The organism is Streptomyces tirandamycinicus, from assembly GCF_003097515.1.
Classification (GTDB): Bacteria; Actinomycetota; Actinomycetes; order Streptomycetales; family Streptomycetaceae; genus Streptomyces; species Streptomyces tirandamycinicus.
In genome coordinates, this window is record NZ_CP029188.1 from 2,589,904 (window position 1) to 2,605,815 (window position 15,912).

Genomic DNA, 15,912 nt, shown 5'->3' on the forward strand with positions numbered 1-15,912 from the left:
CCCCCTCGTGGGCTGCTAGTCGCGGGCCGCGATCAGCTGTTCCGCGTGTTCCTGGAGCGAACGCACGCCCACTCCGCCGAGGTTGAGCGCGTCGATGCCCTGGACCGCGGCGGCGAGCGCCTGGACCGTGGTCAGGCAGGGCACACCGCGGGCCACCGCCGCGGTGCGGATGTCGTAGCCGTCGAGGCGGCCGCCCGTGCCGTAGGGCGTGTTGACGATGAGGTCGACCTGGCCGTCGTGGATGAGCTGGACGATGGTCTTCTCGCCGCCGGGGCCCTCGCCCTCGGACTGCTTGCGCACGACGGTGGCGTGGATGCCGTTGCGCTTGAGCACCTCGGCGGTGCCGGAGGTGGCGAGCAGTTCGAAGCCGTGCGCGACCAGCTCCCGGGCCGGGAAGATCATCGAGCGCTTGTCGCGGTTGGCGACGGAGATGAACGCGCGGCCCTTGGTGGGCAGCGGACCGTAGGCCCCGGCCTGCGACTTGGCGTACGCCGTGCCGAAGACGCTGTCGATGCCCATGACCTCGCCGGTGGAGCGCATCTCCGGGCCGAGGACGGTGTCGACGCCGCGTCCGTGGATGTCGCGGAAGCGGCTCCACGGCATCACGGCCTCCTTGACGGAGATCGGGGCGTCCAGCGGGAGGGTGCCCCCGTCGCCCCGGGCCGGCAGCAGGCCCTCCTCGCGCAGTTCGGCGATGGTGGCGCCGAGCGAGATCCGGGCGGCGGCCTTGGCCAGCGGCACGGCGGTCGCCTTGGAGGTGAACGGCACGGTGCGGGAGGCGCGCGGGTTGGCCTCCAGCACGTACAGGATGTCGCCGGCCATGGCGAACTGGATGTTGATCAGTCCGCGTACCCCGACGCCGCGGGCGATGGCCTCGGTCGACGTCCGCAGCCGCTTGACGTCGAAGCCGCCGAGGGTGATCGGGGGCAGGGCGCAGGCCGAGTCGCCGGAGTGGATACCGGCCTCCTCGATGTGCTCCATGACGCCGCCGAGGTAGAGCTCGGAGCCGTCGTAGAGGGCGTCCACGTCGATCTCGATGGCGTCGTCGAGGAAGCGGTCGACCAGGACCGGCCGGTCGGGGCCGATCTCGGTGGACTCCGCGATGTACGCCTGGAGCCGGGTCTCGTCGTAGACGATCTCCATACCGCGGCCGCCGAGCACGTACGAGGGGCGGACGAGCACCGGGTAGCCGATCTCGTCGGCGATCGCCTTGGCCTCGGCGAAGGTGGTCGCGGTGCCGTGCTTGGGCGCCGGGAGCCCGGCGTCGGCGAGCACCCGGCCGAAGGCGCCGCGGTCCTCGGCGGCGTGGATGGCCTCGGGTGACGTGCCGACGATCGGGACGCCGTTGTCCTTGAGCGCCTGCGAGAGGCCGAGCGGGGTCTGCCCGCCGAGCTGGACGACGACCCCGGCGACCGGGCCGGCCTGCTGCTCGGCGTGCACGATCTCCAGGACGTCCTCCAGGGTGAGCGGCTCGAAGTACAGCCGGTCGGAGGTGTCGTAGTCGGTGGAGACCGTCTCGGGGTTGCAGTTGACCATGACGGTCTCGTAGCCGGCGGCGCTCAGCGCGAAGGACGCGTGGACGCAGGAGTAGTCGAACTCGATGCCCTGGCCGATGCGGTTCGGGCCGGAGCCCAGGATGATCACCGCGGGCTTCTCCCGCGGGGCGACCTCGGACTCCTCGTCGTAGGACGAGTAGAAGTACGGGGTCCTCGCGGCGAACTCGGCGGCGCAGGTGTCGACCGTCTTGTAGACCGGGCGGATGCCCAGGGCGTGGCGCACCTCGCGGACGACGTCCTCGCGCAGGCCGCGGATGCCGGCGATCTGGGCGTCCGAGAAGCCGTGGCGCTTGGCTTCGGCCAGCAGGCCGGGGTCGAGCTCCTCAGCGGCGGCCAGGTCGTCGGCGATCTCCTTGATCAGGAAGAGCTGGTCGACGAACCATGGGTCGATCCTCGACGCCTCGAAGACCTCGCTCTGGGTGGCTCCGGCGCGGATGGCCGCCATCACGGTGTTGATCCGGCCGTCGGTCGGACGGCCCGCCTCGCGCAGCAGTGCGTCCTTGTCGCCGGGCTCGCCGGTGAAGTCGAACTGGCTGCCCTTCTTCTCCAGCGAGCGCAGCGCCTTCTGCAGGGCCTCGGTGAAGTTGCGGCCGATGGCCATGGCCTCGCCCACCGACTTCATGGTCGTGGTGAGCGTGCTGTCCGCGGAGGGGAACTTCTCGAACGCGAAGCGCGGGGCCTTGACGACCACATAGTCAAGCGTCGGCTCGAAGGACGCCGGCGTCTGCTCCGTGATGTCGTTGGGGATCTCATCGAGGGTGTAGCCCACGGCGAGCCGTGCCGCGATCTTCGCGATCGGGAATCCGGTGGCCTTGGAGGCCAGCGCGGAGGAGCGGGACACCCGCGGGTTCATCTCGATGACGATGACCCGGCCGTCCTCGGGGTTGACGGCGAACTGGATGTTGCAGCCGCCGGTGTCGACGCCCACCTCGCGGATGACGGCGATGCCGATGTCGCGCAGGACCTGGTACTCGCGGTCGGTCAGCGTCATCGCGGGCGCGACCGTGATCGAGTCGCCGGTGTGCACGCCCATGGGGTCGAAGTTCTCGATGGAGCAGACGACCACGACGTTGTCGTTCTTGTCGCGCATCAGCTCCAGCTCGTACTCCTTCCAGCCGAGGATGGACTCCTCCAGCAGCACCTCGGTGGTGGGCGACAGGGTCAGGCCCTGGCCCGCGATGCGCCGCAGCTCGTCCTCGTCGTGCGCGAAGCCGGAGCCGGCGCCGCCCATGGTGAAGGAGGGGCGGACGACCACGGGGTAGCCGCCGAGGGTCTCGACGCCCTGGAGGACGTCGTCCATCGAGTGGCAGATCACCGAGCGGGCGGACTCGCCGTGGCCGATCTTCTTGCGGACCTCCTCCACGACCTCCTTGAACAGGTCGCGGTCCTCGCCCTTGTTGATCGCCTCGACATTGGCGCCGATCAGCTCGACGCCGTACTTCTCCAGCGTCCCCGCCTCGTGCAGGGAGATCGCCGTGTTGAGCGCGGTCTGGCCGCCGAGGGTGGGCAGGAGCGCGTCGGGGCGCTCCTTGGCGATGATCTTCTCGACGTACTCGGGGGTGATCGGCTCCACGTACGTGGCGTCGGCGATCTCCGGGTCGGTCATGATCGTCGCCGGGTTGGAGTTCACCAGGACGACGCGCAGGCCCTCGGACTTGAGGACCCGGCAGGCCTGGGTGCCGGAGTAGTCGAACTCGGCTGCCTGACCGATGACGATCGGGCCGGAGCCGATGACCAGGACGGACTGGATATCGGTGCGCTTAGGCACGCTGGCCCTCCATCAGGGAGACGAAGCGGTCGAACAGGTACGCGGCGTCGTGCGGGCCCGCGGCCGCCTCGGGGTGGTACTGGACGCTGAAGGCCGGCCGGTCGAGCAGCCGGAGGCCCTCCACCACGTCGTCGTTGAGGCAGACGTGGGAGACCTCCGCCCGGCCGTAGGGGGTGTCGGAGACCCTGTCGAGCGGGGCGTCCACGGCGAAGCCGTGGTTGTGCGCGGTGACCTCGACCTTGCCGGTCGTACGGTCCTGCACGGGCTGGTTGATGCCCCGGTGGCCGTACTTGAGCTTGTAGGTGCCGAAGCCCAGCGCCCGGCCCAGGATCTGGTTGCCGAAGCAGATGCCGAACAGCGGCGTGCCGCGCTCCAGCACGCCCCGCATCACCGCGACGGCGTGGTCGGCGGTGGCCGGGTCGCCCGGGCCGTTGGAGAAGAACACGCCGTCGGGGCCGACGGCGTACACCTCGTCGACCGTCGCCGTGGCGGGCAGGACGTGCACCTCGATGCCCCGCTCGGCCATGCGGTGCGGGGTCATCCCCTTGATGCCCAGGTCGACGGCGGCGACGGTGAACCTCGCCGTGCCGAGCGGTACGGCAGCACCGTCGGGGCCGATCGCGGGGACGACGTACGCCTCCTTGGTGGCCACCTCGGCGGACAGGTCGGCGCCCTTCATCTCGGGCGCCTGGCGGACCTCGGCGAGCATCGTGCCCTCGTCGGGCAGCGCGTTGCCGGAGAAGATCCCGACGCGCATCGCGCCGCGCTCGCGCAGATGGCGGGTGAGGGCGCGGGTGTCGACACCGCTGATGCCGACGACGCCCTGGGCCGCGAGTTCCTCGTCGAGGGAGCGGCGGGAGCGCCAGTTGGAGGGAATCCTGGCCGGGTCGCGCACGACGTAGCCGGACACCCAGATGCGCCGCGACTCGGGGTCCTCGTCGTTGACGCCGGTGTTGCCGACGTGCGGGGCGGTCATCACCACGACCTGGCGGTGGTACGAGGGGTCGGTGAGGGTCTCCTGGTAGCCGGTCATCCCGGTGGAGAACACGGCCTCGCCGAAGGTCTGCCCCACGGCCCCGTAGGCACGGCCGCGGAAGGTCCGGCCGTCCTCCAGGACGAGTACGGCGGGAACGCGGGTTCCCCTGGTGGAGGTCGTCATCGTGCGGCGCCTTCCGTCGTGTCGTTCTTGGTCATGGAGTCGACGGCCTCGACCCAGGCGGTGTGCTCGGCCGCCCGGTCGGAGCGGAAACCGGAGTCGATCAGCCGGCCGCCGTGCTCCCAGGTGACGATCAGCAGACCGCCCTCGGTGAGGACCTTCCCGGCGATGCCCTTGTCGAGGCGGGCCCCGCGCAGGGCCCCGGCCGGGATGAAGAAGTCGGCGGCCCCGGGACGTACGACGTCGATCCCGGCCCCGGTGAGCGTCAGCTCGGTGCGGCTGCGGTTGCCCAGGCCCCGGGCGACGATCCGGTCCAGCCACTGCCCGGCGGTCGTGGAGCCGTGGTAGCGGCCGCTGAGCCGGAGCCTCGCCTCACCGGTGTCCTCGGGGGCCACGGGAAGCTCGGGCAGCCCGGACTGGAGTTCGCCCCGCCACTTCCAGCCCTGGCGCATCAGCCAGTAGACGAGGGCGATGAAGAGCAGCAGTCCGGCGACCCAGCCGAGCCGGGCGGCCCAGTCGGTCACCTCCGCCGACTTCCGCTCGGCCTCTTCGGCCGCCTGAATGATCAGTGGTGTCGTCACGCCAGCTTCCCGTCCATGAGCGTCGCGCGGCCCCGCAGGAACGTGTGGGTGACGCGCCCCGGCAGCTCGCGGCCCTCGTAGGGGGTGTTGCGGCTGCGGGAGGCGAAGCCCGCGGGGTCCACGGTTCCACGGTATGCCGGATCGAGCAGGGTGAGGTTGGCGGGCTCACCTGCCGAGACGGGCCGGCCGTGGCCCTCGGCGCGGCCGATCCGGGCCGGTGCGAACGACATCCGGTCGGCGACGCCCTCCCAGGTCAGCAGCCCGGTGTCGACCATCGTGTGCTGGACGACGGACAGCGCCGTCTCCAGGCCGACCATGCCCATCGCGGCCGCGGCCCACTCGCAGTCCTTGTCCTCGTGCGGGTGCGGGGCGTGGTCGGTGGCGACGATGTCGATCGTGCCGTCGGCCAGGGCCTCGCGCAGCGCCAGCACGTCGCGCTCGGTGCGCAGCGGCGGGTTCACCTTGTAGACCGGGTTGTACGTGCGGACCAGCTCGTCGGTGAGGAGCAGGTGGTGCGGGGTGACCTCGGCGGTGACGTCGATACCGCGGGACTTGGCCCAGCGGACGATCGCGACGGAGCCGGCGGTCGACAGATGGCAGATGTGGACGCGGGAGCCGACGTGCTCGGCCAGCAGCACGTCCCGGGCGATGATCGACTCCTCGGCGACGGCGGGCCAGCCGCCGAGGCCCAGTTCGGCGGAGACGACGCCCTCGTTCATCTGGGCGCCCTCGGTGAGCCGGGGCTCCTGTGCGTGCTGCGCGACGACGCCGCCGAAGGCCTTCACGTACTCCAGCGCCCGGCGCATGATCACGGCGTCGTCGACGCACTTGCCGTCGTCGGAGAAGACGGTGACGGCGGCGGCGGAGTCGTGCATGGCGCCGAGTTCGGCGAGCTTCCTGCCCTCCAGGCCGACGGTGACCGCGCCGATGGGCTGGACGTCGCAGTAGCCGTGCTCCCTGCCGAGGCGCCACACCTGCTCGACGACGCCGGCGGTGTCGGCCACGGGGAAGGTGTTGGCCATGGCGAACACGGCGGTGTAGCCGCCGCTCGCCGCCGCGCGGGTGCCGGTGAGGACGGTCTCGGAGTCCTCACGGCCGGGCTCCCGGAGGTGGGTGTGCAGGTCGACCAGACCGGGCAGCAGGATGCTGCCCGCGGCCTCGACGACGGCGGCGCCGCCGGCCTCGATCCCGGTGCCGACCTCGGCGATGGTCTCGCCGTCGATCAGTACGTCCCGCACCTCGCCGCCGAGCACCTTGGCGCCGCGGATCAGGGTCTTCTTCGGCTCGCTCATGGGTTACTTCGTCTCCTCGGTACGAGCGTGGGTGACGGCGGGCTCGTTGCCGCCGAGAAGCAGGTAGAGGACCGCCATCCGGGTGTGCACGCCGTTGGCGACCTGTTCGATGGCGGTGCAGCGGCCGGAGTCGGCGACCTCGGCGGTGATCTCCATGCCGCGCACCATCGGGCCCGGGTGCATCACGATGGCGTGCTCGGGCATCTTCGCCATGCGGTCGCCGTCGAGGCCGTACCGTCGCGAGTACTCGCGCTCGGTCGGGAAGAAGGCCGCGTTCATGCGCTCGCGCTGCACCCGCAGCAACATCACCGCGTCGCTCTTGGGCAGCGCGGCGTCGAGGTCGTACGAGACCTCGCAGGGCCAGTGCCCCACGCCGACGGGCAGCAGGGTGGGCGGCGCGACCAGGGTGACGTCGGCGCCGAGGGTGTGCAGCAGGTCCACGTTCGACCGGGCGACGCGGCTGTGCAGGATGTCCCCGACGATCGTGATCCGCCTGCCCGCCAGGTCCTGCCCCAGTCCGGCGTCCCGCCCGACCAGGCGGCGGCGCATGGTGAAGGCGTCGAGCAGCGCCTGGGTCGGGTGCTGGTGGGTGCCGTCGCCGGCGTTGACGACCGCGGCGTCGATCCAGCCCGAGGTGGCGAGGCGGTAGGGGGCGCCGGAGGCACCGTGCCGGATGACGACGGCGTCGACGCCCATCGCCTCCAGGGTCTGCGCGGTGTCCTTGAGCGACTCGCCCTTGGAGACGGACGAGCCCTTCGCGGCGAAGTTGATGACGTCCGCGGACAGCCGCTTCTCGGCGGCCTCGAAGGAGATGCGGGTCCTGGTCGAGTCCTCGAAGAAGAGGTTGACGACGGTCCGGCCGCGCAGGGTGGGCAGCTTCTTGATCGGCCGGTCGGCGACCCTGGCCATCTCCTCGGCGGTGTCGAGGATCAGGACGGCGTCGTCGCGGGTGAGGTCGGCGGCCGAGATGAGGTGACGCTTCATCTGGGTGTGCTCCGGGGTGGGGAGATGTGCGGGCATGCGGGCGCGCGGGCGCTGCCCGTAGGGCGGGTCGGGGCCGTACGGGGCCGCTATCGCTCGCCGGACCGGGCGGTCTCGTTCCGGCGGCCCTCGGCCGCGGGAACGCCCGCCTCTCGCCGCTCGCCGAGCAGCACGGCGTCGCGGCCGTCCTCCTCGTCGAGCTGGACCTTGACCGTCTCCCGCAGCGACGTCGGGAGGTTCTTGCCGACGTAGTCGGCGCGGATGGGCAGCTCGCGGTGGCCGCGGTCCACCAGGACCGCGAGCTGGACGGCGCGCGGCCGGCCGATGTCGTTCAGCGCGTCGAGGGCGGCGCGGATGGTGCGCCCGGAGAAGAGCACGTCGTCGACGAGGACGACCAGGCGGCCGTCGATCCCGTCGGCCGGGATGTCCGTGCGCGCGAGGGCGCGGGCGGGACGGAGCCGCAGGTCGTCGCGGTACATGGTGATGTCGAGCGAGCCGACGGGGATGGTGCGGCCGGTGATCGCGGCGAGCTTGGCGGCGAGCCGGTCGGCCAGGAAGACCCCGCGGGTCGGGATGCCGAGGAGCACCACGTCGTCGGCGCCCTTGGCGCGCTCGACGATCTCATGGGCGATGCGGGTCAGTACCCGCGCGATGTCGGGGCCCTCGAGAACGGGGCGCGCGGCATCGGAAACTTCTGCGTCCATACGAAACGGACCTCCTTCTCCGCCTCACGGGACGGACCTTAAAGGACGTCGGATCTTGCGCCGTCCACCGTACCAGGGCCGGCGGGAGCCTTCGGACCACCCCTGGGGGGAGGGGCGTACGGACCATTCGGCTTGACGCACCCAAGTAACGCTGCGTAACCTTCACAGTGAGTGACCAACCGCGCGGCCGAGCCGCACGTGACCAGCGTCCGGGGAGCTATATGTCCAGCGAATACGCAAAACAGCTCGGGGCCAAGCTCCGCGCCATCCGTACCCAGCAGGGGCTCTCGCTCCACGGGGTGGAGGAGAAGTCCCAGGGCCGCTGGAAGGCCGTCGTCGTCGGGTCGTACGAGCGCGGAGACCGCGCCGTGACCGTGCAGCGCCTCGCCGAGCTGGCGGACTTCTACGGTGTACCGGTGCAGGAGCTCCTTCCCGGCACCACGCCGGGCGGTGCCGCCGAGCCGCCGCCGAAGCTCGTTCTCGACCTCGAGCGCCTCGCCCACGTCCCCGCCGAGAAGGCCGGGCCGCTGCAGCGCTACGCGGCGACCATCCAGAGCCAGCGCGGTGACTACAACGGCAAGGTGCTCTCGATCCGGCAGGACGACCTGCGCACGCTCGCCGTCATCTACGACCAGTCGCCGTCGGTGCTCACCGAGCAGCTGATCAGCTGGGGCGTACTGGACGCGGACGCGCGCCGCGCCGTGGCCCACGAAGAGGGCTGAGGCGAGACCACCAGTCACCACCAGCAGAAACGTTGCCGCCGGGTCGTGGGAGGGGCTTCCTCCCGCGGCCCGGCGCTGCGCTGCCGGTACCCCTGCCGCCGGCCGGCCGCAGGGGGCGCCGCCGGGAGACCTCCCCCGCGCAGGGCTCCTGATCGTCCCGCGAAAAACGCCCGTGAGGAACGCCCGTCGCCCCGCGGCGCGTCCGGCGGCTTGAGCCGCGGCGACAGCGGCAGCCGGGCTGCCGGCTCGCCGGGGACTCGGCGTACGCCGTCTCGGTTCCGGAATGTGCCGGCACGTCCGGGAACGCCGAAGGGCCCGCGGCACCGTGCCGGGTGCCGCGGGCCCACCGGGCTCAGGCCCGGCTCAGCCGCTCGCTACGCGTCGCGCAGGGTCGGCTTGAGGTCCTTGAAACGTGCCAGCAGGCCGTTCACGAAGGACGGCGAGTCGTCGGTGGAGAACTCCTTGGCGAGCTGCACCGCCTCGTCGATCACGACGGCGTCCGGGGTGCCGTCCACCCAGACCAGTTCGTACGTGCCGAGCCGCACGATGTTGCGGTCCACGACGGGCATCCGGTCGAGCGTCCAGCCGACGGCGTGGGTGGCGATCAGCTCGTCGATCCGGTCCGCGTGCTCCGCGTAGCCCTCGACCAGCTCCATCGTGTACTCGCTGACCGGCGGCTGACGGTCGTCGGACCGCGAGTGCCGGATCCAGTCCGCGAGGACCTCCTGCACGGAGGCACCGCGCTGGTCGGCCTCGAAGAGGATCTGGAAAGCACGCTTGCGGGCCTTGTTGCGGGCAGCCACGGTTAGCTGTTCACCCGGCCGAGGTAGTCACCGGAACGGGTGTCGACCTTGATCTTCTCACCGGTGGTGATGAAGAGCGGGACCTGGATGGTGTAGCCGGTCTCCAGGGTGGCGGGCTTGGTGCCGCCCGTGGAGCGGTCGCCCTGCACGCCCGGCTCGGTCTCCTGGATGACGAGCTCGACGGCGGCCGGCAGCTCGACGTAGAGCACCTCGCCCTCGTGCGTCGCCACGGTGGCGGTGAAGCCCTCGATGAGGAAGTTGGCGGCGTCGCCGACGGCGTTGCGGGCGACGTGCAGCTGGTCGTACGTCTGCATGTCCATGAAGACGAAGTACTCGCCGTCCATGTACGAGAACTGCATGTCGCGGCGGTCGACGGTGGCCGTCTCGACCTTCACGCCGGCGTTGAAGGTCTTGTCGACGATCTTGCCGGAGAGCACGTTCTTGAGCTTGGTGCGCACGAAGGCCGGGCCCTTGCCGGGCTTGACGTGCTGGAACTCGACGACGGACCAGAGCTGGTCGTTGTCGAGCTTGAGCACCATGCCGTTCTTGAGGTCGTTCGTGGTGGCCACGGTTGCGGAATCTCCTGGACTGACGCTGGTGGACGACCGGGGAGAAGCGAAGGTGCGCGCTGCGAGCGGAGCTAGAGCGCGAGCAGCTCCTTGGTCGTGATGGTGAGTAGCTCGGGTCCGCCGTCCGCCTCCTGGCGCACGACGAGCGTGTCATCGATCCGGACTCCGCCCCGGCCCGGGAGGTGGACCCCCGGTTCGACGGTGACCGGCACACAAGCGTCCAGTTTACCCATGGCGGCAGGTGCCAGCTGCGGGTCCTCGTCGATTTCCAGTCCTACACCGTGACCGGTGAGCGGCGCGAGTCCCTCGCCGTAGCCCGCCGAGTCGAGGAGGTGGCGGGCCGCGCGGTCGACGTCCCGGTACCCGGCGCCGGGCAGCAGAGCCTCCCGGGCGGCCCGCTGAGCGGCGAAGACGAGGTCGTACAGATCGATCTGCCAGTCCGCGGGAGTGGTGCCGATGACGAACGTACGGCCGATCTCGCAGCGGTAGCCGCGGTAGTTGGCACCGAGGCAGACGGACAGGAAGTCCCCTTCCTCGACGCGCCGGTCGGACGGCCGGTGCCGGCGGCGCCCGGCGTTCGGGCCGGTGGCGACGGAGGTGGGGAAGGCCGGGCCGTCGGCGCCGTGGTCGACGAGCCGGCGTTCGAGCTCGAGGGCGAGATGGCGCTCGGTGCGGCCGACGAGGATGGACTCCAGCAGTTCACCGAGGGCCTGGTCGGTGATCTCGGCAGCGATCCGCAGACAGGCGATCTCGTCCTCGTCCTTCACCATCCGCTGCTGCTCGACGGCGCCGTCCAGGTCGGTCAGCCGCAGACCGGGGGCGACGGTGCGCAGCGCCCGGTGGCGGGCGACGGTGAGGTGGTTCTCCTCGACGGCGAGCGCGTCGGCCCCCGATCCCGCGGCGCTCTCGGCGGCGGCGACGGCGGGGTCGTCTCCGTGGACCGGCAGGACGGTCAGCCGCAGCTGCTCGTCCAGGCGCCCGTCGACCGGGTCACCGGTGGGCGCGGTGGGGCACAGCAGTTCGTCGGCGGAGTCGCCCGCCGGGGCCAGCAGCAGCACGGCGCCGGGTGGGGCGCCGCCTGCGAGGTAGCGGACATTGGCAGGCCGGGAGATCAGGGCCGCGGCGCTCCCGGCCGCGACACAACGGTCGCGCAGCCGGCTGCGGCGGACGGCGAACACCTCGGACATGGGACGAGCCTAAGAGGGCGGAGCCGATCCGGCCGGTTGAGAGCGTCCGTGCGGGGGTCCTTCCGGGGGTGCGCCGCCCCGAGGGGCGGCGCCTCGGGGCCTCACCGCCGGCGCGCGCGCCCGGGGCGGTCACCGGCGCGGAGAGCCCTGCCCGGGCAGGCCCGGAGCGCGGTGCGCGGCGCCCGCACCGCGCACGCGCCTACCAGGCCGGGGGGCTCTTCAGCGCGCGTGCCAGCACGTCGTCCAGGATGCGCGCGGTGGTCTCGACGTCGCACCGGGAGTTGTCGATGATCGGGAGGCCGGAGCCGTACCAGCCGGCCATGCGGCCGTGGATGCCCGCGACCTCCTCGTCCGAGAGGCGGCGGTTGCCGCTGCGCTCGGCGTTGCGCTCCAGGACGACCTCCAGGCCGGGCAGGAGCACCACCGGCAGCAGCCCGGGCCCCACGTGGCGCTTCCATCCGCCGAGCCCGACGACGGGGCGGTCGGGGAAGACGGCGTCGTCGAGGATGCAGGAGATCCCGTTGGCCAGGAAGTTGCGGGCGGCGAAGCCGCAGGTGCGGCGGGCCAGGCGGTACTGGGCCTCCGACTGGTCGTTCCAGCCGGTCTGGGGGTCGGCGAAGCCGGAGCAGACCCATTCCCGGACGTCGTCGAGGCTGATGTGCGCGGTGGGTACGCGGCGGTGCTGCGCCCAGTGGCGGGCGACGGTCGTCTTGCCCGCGCCCGCCGGGCCGATCAGCAGGACCGCGAGCGTGGCGGTGCCGGTGCCGGTGCCGTTCTCGGCGAACGGGGACGGGACCGGGACCGGGGACGGTGACGGTGACGGTGACGGAGAGGGCGAGGGTGCCGGAACCGGTCCGCCCGCCGGGAGGGGGAAGTGCCCCGCGTTGTCCGGGGAGGGCGGCGGAGCCTGCTGCGGTACCGGCCCGCTCCGTCCCCGGACGGGCGGTCCCTGCGGGGGCGAAGCGCTCTGAGACGGGGCAGGGCCGGTGGGCTGCCGTTCCCATCCGGCCGCCGGGTCGGGCCCGGGGCCCGGGACCCTTTCCGGACCGTGGGGAGGCAGCGGGGCTCCCGCTGTGTGCTGCATCCGGCGCCACTCCGTCCGTCACGACTTCACGCTGGTCGGACGGGAGTTGGCCCGTCCGTACCGAACGGTACCCTCCCCGGCCGCTCGGGTGGGAACGGCCGGGGCCGGTGCGCAGTGCCCCGGACGGACCGGTGTCAGCCGCCGAGTTCCCCGGCCAGCGCGCGCAGGGCCAGCCGGTAGGAGCCGATACCGAAACCGGCGACGGTTCCGGACGCGACCGCCGCGATCACCGAGGTGTGGCGGAACTCCTCGCGCGCGTACGGGTTCGAGATGTGCACCTCGATGAGCGGGGCGGTCCGCTGGGCCGCCGCGTCACGCATGCCGTACGAGTAGTGCGTGAACGCGCCGGGGTTGATGACGACCGGGATAGATCCGTCGGCGGCCTCGTGCAGCCAGCGGATCATCTCGCCCTCGTCGTTGGTCTCCCGGACGTCGACGTCGAAACCGAGTTCCTTGCCCAGCGTGCGGCAGGCGTCGACCAGCCCGGGGTAGGAGGTGGAGCCGTAGACGTCCGGCTCGCGGGAGCCGAGGCGCCCGAGGTTGGGGCCGTTCAGCACGAGCACCCGGCGGCTCACGCGGACACCTCGCCGAACGCGGCGAGCAGCACGGCCGGGTCCGGGCCCTCCAGCACGGTGGGCTTGGCCAGGCCGTCGAGCACGATGAAGCGCAGCAGGTCGCCCCGGGACTTCTTGTCGACCCGCATGGTCTCCAGCAGCCGGGGCCACTGGTCACCGCGGTAGGTGAGCGGCAGCCCGACCGACTCCAGCACGGCGCGGTGCCGGTCCGCGGTCGCGTCGTCGAGCCGTCCCGCGAGACGGCCGAGTTCGGCGGCGAAGACCATCCCGACGGAGACGGCGGCGCCGTGCCGCCACTTGTAGCGCTCGTTCTTCTCGATGGCGTGCGCCAGCGTGTGCCCGTAGTTGAGGATCTCCCGCAGGCCGGACTCCTTGAGGTCGCTGGAGACGACGTCCGCCTTGACCCGGATCGAGCGCTCCACCAGCTCCGCCGTGTGCGGTCCGGCGGGGGTGCGGGCGCCCTGCGGGTCCGCCTCGATCAGCTCGAGGATGGCCGGGTCCGCGATGAAGCCGGCCTTGATGATCTCGGCCAGGCCGCTGACGTAGTCGTGCACGGGCAGCGAGTCCAGCGCACCGAGGTCGCAGATCACTCCGGCGGGCGGGTGGAAGGCGCCGACGAGGTTCTTGCCCTCGGCGGTGTTGATGCCGGTCTTGCCGCCCACGGCGGCGTCCACCATGGCCAGGACCGTGGTGGGCACCGCGATCCAGCGCACCCCGCGCAGCCAGGTCGCGGCGACGAACCCGGCGAGGTCGGTCGTGGCGCCGCCGCCGACGCCGACGATGACGTCGCTGCGGGTGAAGCCGGTCTGGCCGAGGGCCTTCCAGCAGTACGCCGCGACCTCGGCGGTCTTGGCCTCCTCGGCGTTGGGCACCTGGATGGCGACGGCCTCGTAGCCCTGCCCGGCGAGGTCCCGCCGGATCTCGTCGCCGGTCTCGGCGAGGGCCTCGGGGTGGACGACGGCGACGCGCTTGGCCCTGGGCCCGATCAGTCCGGGGAGCTCGCCCAGCAGACTGCGGCCGACGAGCACCTCGTACGGGTCGGTGCCCGCGGTGCCGCCGACCTGGATGCGGGTGACTGCCTGCTCGGTCATGCGTCCTTCCATTCGAGTGCGTCGAGGACCGCCTGGGCGACCTCTTCGGGCGTGCGGCCGTCGGTGGCGACGACGACCCGGGCGGCTTCGGTGTAGAGGTGCCGGCGGGCCTCCATCAGCTCGCGCCACTGGCGGCGGGGATTGACGGCCAGCAGCGGGCGGGCGGTGTTCAGCCCGACCCGGCGGACGGCCTCCTCGACGTCCATCGAGAGATAGACGACGGGCAGCCCGGACAGCAGCCCGCGGGTGCCCGGGTCGAGGATCGCGCCGCCGCCCAGGGCGAGTACTCCCGTGTGCTCGGCGACGGCGGCGCGAACGGCCGCGCGCTCCAGCTCACGGAAGCGCGGTTCGCCGTCCTCGATGAAGATGTCCGAGATCTCCCGGCCCTCGGCCGCCACGATGTCGGCGTCGGTGTCGCGGTAGCCGGTGCCGAGGCGCTCGGCCAGCAGGGCGCCGACCGTGGACTTGCCGACGCCCATCGGCCCGATCAGCACGACCTTCGGCCCGCCCGGAGCGCGGCCGCCGGCCCGGCGGGAGTCCGCCGCGGACCGCGGGGGCGCGGGCTCGGGTGCGTCACTCACCGGATGGCCAGGTTCTCGAGGTACGACCGCACGTTGCGGCGGGTCTCGGGGACGCTGTCACCGCCGAACTTCTCGGCGACCGCGTCCGCCAGCACCAGCGCCACCATCGCCTCGGCGACGATGCCGGCGGCCGGTACGGCGCACACGTCGGAGCGCTGGTGGTGAGCGGCGGCGGTCTCGCCGGTGCTGACGTCGACGGTCATCAGCGCGCGCGGCACGGTCGCGATCGGCTTCATCGCGGCGCGCACCCGCAGCAGCTCGCCCGTGGTCAGACCGCCCTCGGTGCCGCCGGAGCGGCCGGAGGAGCGGCGGATGCCGTCCTCGGTGCGGACGATCTCGTCATGGGCCTTGGAGCCGGGCACCCGGGCCAGTTCGAAGCCGTCGCCGACCTCGACGCCCTTGATCGCCTGGATGCCCATCAGCGCGCCCGCGAGCCGGGCGTCGAGGCGGCGGTCCCAGTGGACGTGCGAGCCGAGGCCGACGGGGACCCCGTAGGCGAGCACCTCGACGACGCCGCCGAGGGTGTCGCCGTCCTTGTGGGCCTGGTCGATCTCCGCGACCATCGCCTTGGACGCGTCGGCGTCCAGGCAGCGCACCGGGTCGGCGTCGAGCCGCTCGACGTCGGCCGGGGTCGGGTAGACCCCGTGCGGGGCCCTGGCGGCGGCGAGTTCGGTCACATGCGAGACGATCTCGATGCCCGCGGTCTCCTTGAGGTAGGAGCGGGCGACGGCGCCGAGGGCGACCCGGGCCGCGGTCTCCCGGGCACTCGCGCGCTCCAGGATCGGGCGGGCCTCGTCGAAGCCGTACTTCTGCATTCCGGCGAGGTCGGCGTGGCCCGGCCGGGGCCGGGTCAGCGGGGCGTTGCGGGCGAGTTCGGCGAGCTCGGCCGGGTCCACCGGGTCGGCGGCCATGACCTTCTCCCACTTGGGCCACTCGGTGTTGCCCACCATGATCGCGACCGGGGAGCCCATGGTGAGTCCGTGGCGGACACCGCCGAGGAAGGTGACCTCGTCGCGCTCGAACTTCATCCGCGCGCCGCGTCCGTACCCCAGGCGCCGCCGTGCCAGGTGGTCCGCCACCATCTCCGTGCTGACCGGGACGCCGGCGGGAAGACCCTCCAGCGTCGCCACCAGTGCGGGTCCGTGCGACTCCCCCGCGGTCAGCCAACGCAACCTGCTCAACGGTGCTCCTCATGCTCGCGCCTGGAACTGCGACGGCGCGACCTCGGGGCACTTCTCCGACTGCCGGAGTCGCTCCCGCCC

General features: G+C 72.2%; 15 protein-coding genes. 1 reads left to right on the top strand and 14 read right to left on the bottom strand.

What is annotated here, in order from left to right; all coding sequences use genetic code 11:
* Positions 1-15 precede the first annotated feature (15 nt).
* The 6 genes from carB to pyrR form a co-directional block, all read right to left on the bottom strand.
* Entirely contained in the window at positions 16-3,324 is a 3,309-nt protein-coding gene (carB, locus tag DDW44_RS11400) for a carbamoyl-phosphate synthase large subunit (RefSeq protein ID WP_018892591.1), read from the bottom strand.
* Positions 3,317-4,483 (bottom strand): glutamine-hydrolyzing carbamoyl-phosphate synthase small subunit, encoded by a 1,167-nt coding sequence (gene carA, locus DDW44_RS11405; RefSeq protein WP_017945582.1) that lies wholly within the window; start codon positions 4,481-4,483, stop codon positions 3,317-3,319. The genes carB and carA overlap by 8 nt, the downstream gene beginning before the upstream one ends.
* On the bottom strand, positions 4,480-5,061 hold the full coding sequence (locus DDW44_RS11410; protein ID WP_108906348.1) for a PH-like domain-containing protein: 582 nt from the start codon (positions 5,059-5,061) through the stop codon (positions 4,480-4,482). Before DDW44_RS11410 ends, carA begins: the two co-directional genes overlap by 4 nt.
* Positions 5,058-6,353: a dihydroorotase gene (locus DDW44_RS11415; RefSeq protein WP_108906349.1), complete on the bottom strand. Its 1,296-nt coding sequence runs from the start codon at positions 6,351-6,353 to the stop codon at positions 5,058-5,060. Before DDW44_RS11415 ends, DDW44_RS11410 begins: the two co-directional genes overlap by 4 nt.
* 3 nt (positions 6,354-6,356) lie before the next feature.
* Positions 6,357-7,337, bottom strand: coding sequence for an aspartate carbamoyltransferase catalytic subunit (locus DDW44_RS11420; protein WP_108906350.1), 981 nt, complete (start codon positions 7,335-7,337; stop codon positions 6,357-6,359).
* Positions 7,338-7,423: 86 nt separating this feature from the next.
* The gene (gene pyrR / locus DDW44_RS11425; protein WP_018892595.1) at positions 7,424-8,038 is read right to left on the bottom strand and encodes a bifunctional pyr operon transcriptional regulator/uracil phosphoribosyltransferase PyrR; all 615 of its coding nucleotides are present in this window, start codon (positions 8,036-8,038) and stop codon (positions 7,424-7,426) included.
* 221 nt (positions 8,039-8,259) lie between these two features.
* Here pyrR and bldD point away from each other — a divergent pair, with 221 nt between their 5' ends.
* A complete protein-coding gene (gene bldD / locus DDW44_RS11430; protein WP_017945577.1) occupies positions 8,260-8,760 on the top strand; it encodes a transcriptional regulator BldD in 501 nt (166 codons plus the stop codon).
* Between the two features lie 374 nt (positions 8,761-9,134).
* Here bldD and nusB read toward each other — a convergent pair whose 3' ends face one another.
* From nusB to aroC, 8 genes are all read right to left on the bottom strand, one after another.
* The gene (nusB, locus tag DDW44_RS11435) at positions 9,135-9,563 is read right to left on the bottom strand and encodes a transcription antitermination factor NusB (RefSeq protein ID WP_018892596.1); all 429 of its coding nucleotides are present in this window, start codon (positions 9,561-9,563) and stop codon (positions 9,135-9,137) included.
* Positions 9,564-9,565: 2 nt separating this feature from the next.
* Complete coding sequence (gene efp, locus DDW44_RS11440) at positions 9,566-10,132, bottom strand: elongation factor P (RefSeq protein WP_018892597.1); 567 nt, start codon at positions 10,130-10,132, stop codon at positions 9,566-9,568.
* 71 nt (positions 10,133-10,203) lie between these two features.
* Entirely contained in the window at positions 10,204-11,319 is a 1,116-nt protein-coding gene (locus tag DDW44_RS11445; protein WP_108906351.1) for an aminopeptidase P family protein, read from the bottom strand.
* 199 nt (positions 11,320-11,518) lie between these two features.
* The gene (locus tag DDW44_RS11450; protein WP_108906352.1) at positions 11,519-12,403 is read right to left on the bottom strand and encodes an AAA family ATPase; all 885 of its coding nucleotides are present in this window, start codon (positions 12,401-12,403) and stop codon (positions 11,519-11,521) included.
* A gap of 134 nt (positions 12,404-12,537) precedes the next feature.
* Positions 12,538-12,978 (bottom strand): type II 3-dehydroquinate dehydratase, encoded by a 441-nt coding sequence (aroQ, locus tag DDW44_RS11455; protein ID WP_017945572.1) that lies wholly within the window; start codon positions 12,976-12,978, stop codon positions 12,538-12,540.
* The gene (gene aroB / locus DDW44_RS11460) at positions 12,975-14,069 is read right to left on the bottom strand and encodes a 3-dehydroquinate synthase (protein ID WP_018892600.1); all 1,095 of its coding nucleotides are present in this window, start codon (positions 14,067-14,069) and stop codon (positions 12,975-12,977) included. Before aroB ends, aroQ begins: the two co-directional genes overlap by 4 nt.
* Positions 14,066-14,650 (bottom strand): shikimate kinase, encoded by a 585-nt coding sequence (locus DDW44_RS11465; RefSeq protein WP_018892601.1) that lies wholly within the window; start codon positions 14,648-14,650, stop codon positions 14,066-14,068. Before DDW44_RS11465 ends, aroB begins: the two co-directional genes overlap by 4 nt.
* Complete coding sequence (aroC, locus tag DDW44_RS11470) at positions 14,647-15,831, bottom strand: chorismate synthase (protein ID WP_108906353.1); 1,185 nt, start codon at positions 15,829-15,831, stop codon at positions 14,647-14,649. Before aroC ends, DDW44_RS11465 begins: the two co-directional genes overlap by 4 nt.
* Positions 15,832-15,912 lie beyond the last annotated feature (81 nt).

What these genes read in the sequence shown, in the direction of transcription:
- carA (WP_017945582.1), bottom strand. Translation starts at nt 4,483, where the DNA reads ATGACGACCTCCACCAGGGGAACCCGCGTTCCCGCCGTACTCGTCCTG.
- DDW44_RS11415 (WP_108906349.1), bottom strand. Translation starts at nt 6,353, where the DNA reads ATGAGCGAGCCGAAGAAGACCCTGATCCGCGGCGCCAAGGTGCTCGGC.
- DDW44_RS11420 (WP_108906350.1), bottom strand. Translation starts at nt 7,337, where the DNA reads ATGAAGCGTCACCTCATCTCGGCCGCCGACCTCACCCGCGACGACGCC.
- pyrR (WP_018892595.1), bottom strand. Translation starts at nt 8,038, where the DNA reads ATGGACGCAGAAGTTTCCGATGCCGCGCGCCCCGTTCTCGAGGGCCCC.
- bldD (WP_017945577.1), top strand. Translation starts at nt 8,260, where the DNA reads ATGTCCAGCGAATACGCAAAACAGCTCGGGGCCAAGCTCCGCGCCATC.
- DDW44_RS11445 (WP_108906351.1), bottom strand. Translation starts at nt 11,319, where the DNA reads ATGTCCGAGGTGTTCGCCGTCCGCCGCAGCCGGCTGCGCGACCGTTGT.
- DDW44_RS11450 (WP_108906352.1), bottom strand. Translation starts at nt 12,403, where the DNA reads ATGCAGCACACAGCGGGAGCCCCGCTGCCTCCCCACGGTCCGGAAAGG.
- aroB (WP_018892600.1), bottom strand. Translation starts at nt 14,069, where the DNA reads ATGACCGAGCAGGCAGTCACCCGCATCCAGGTCGGCGGCACCGCGGGC.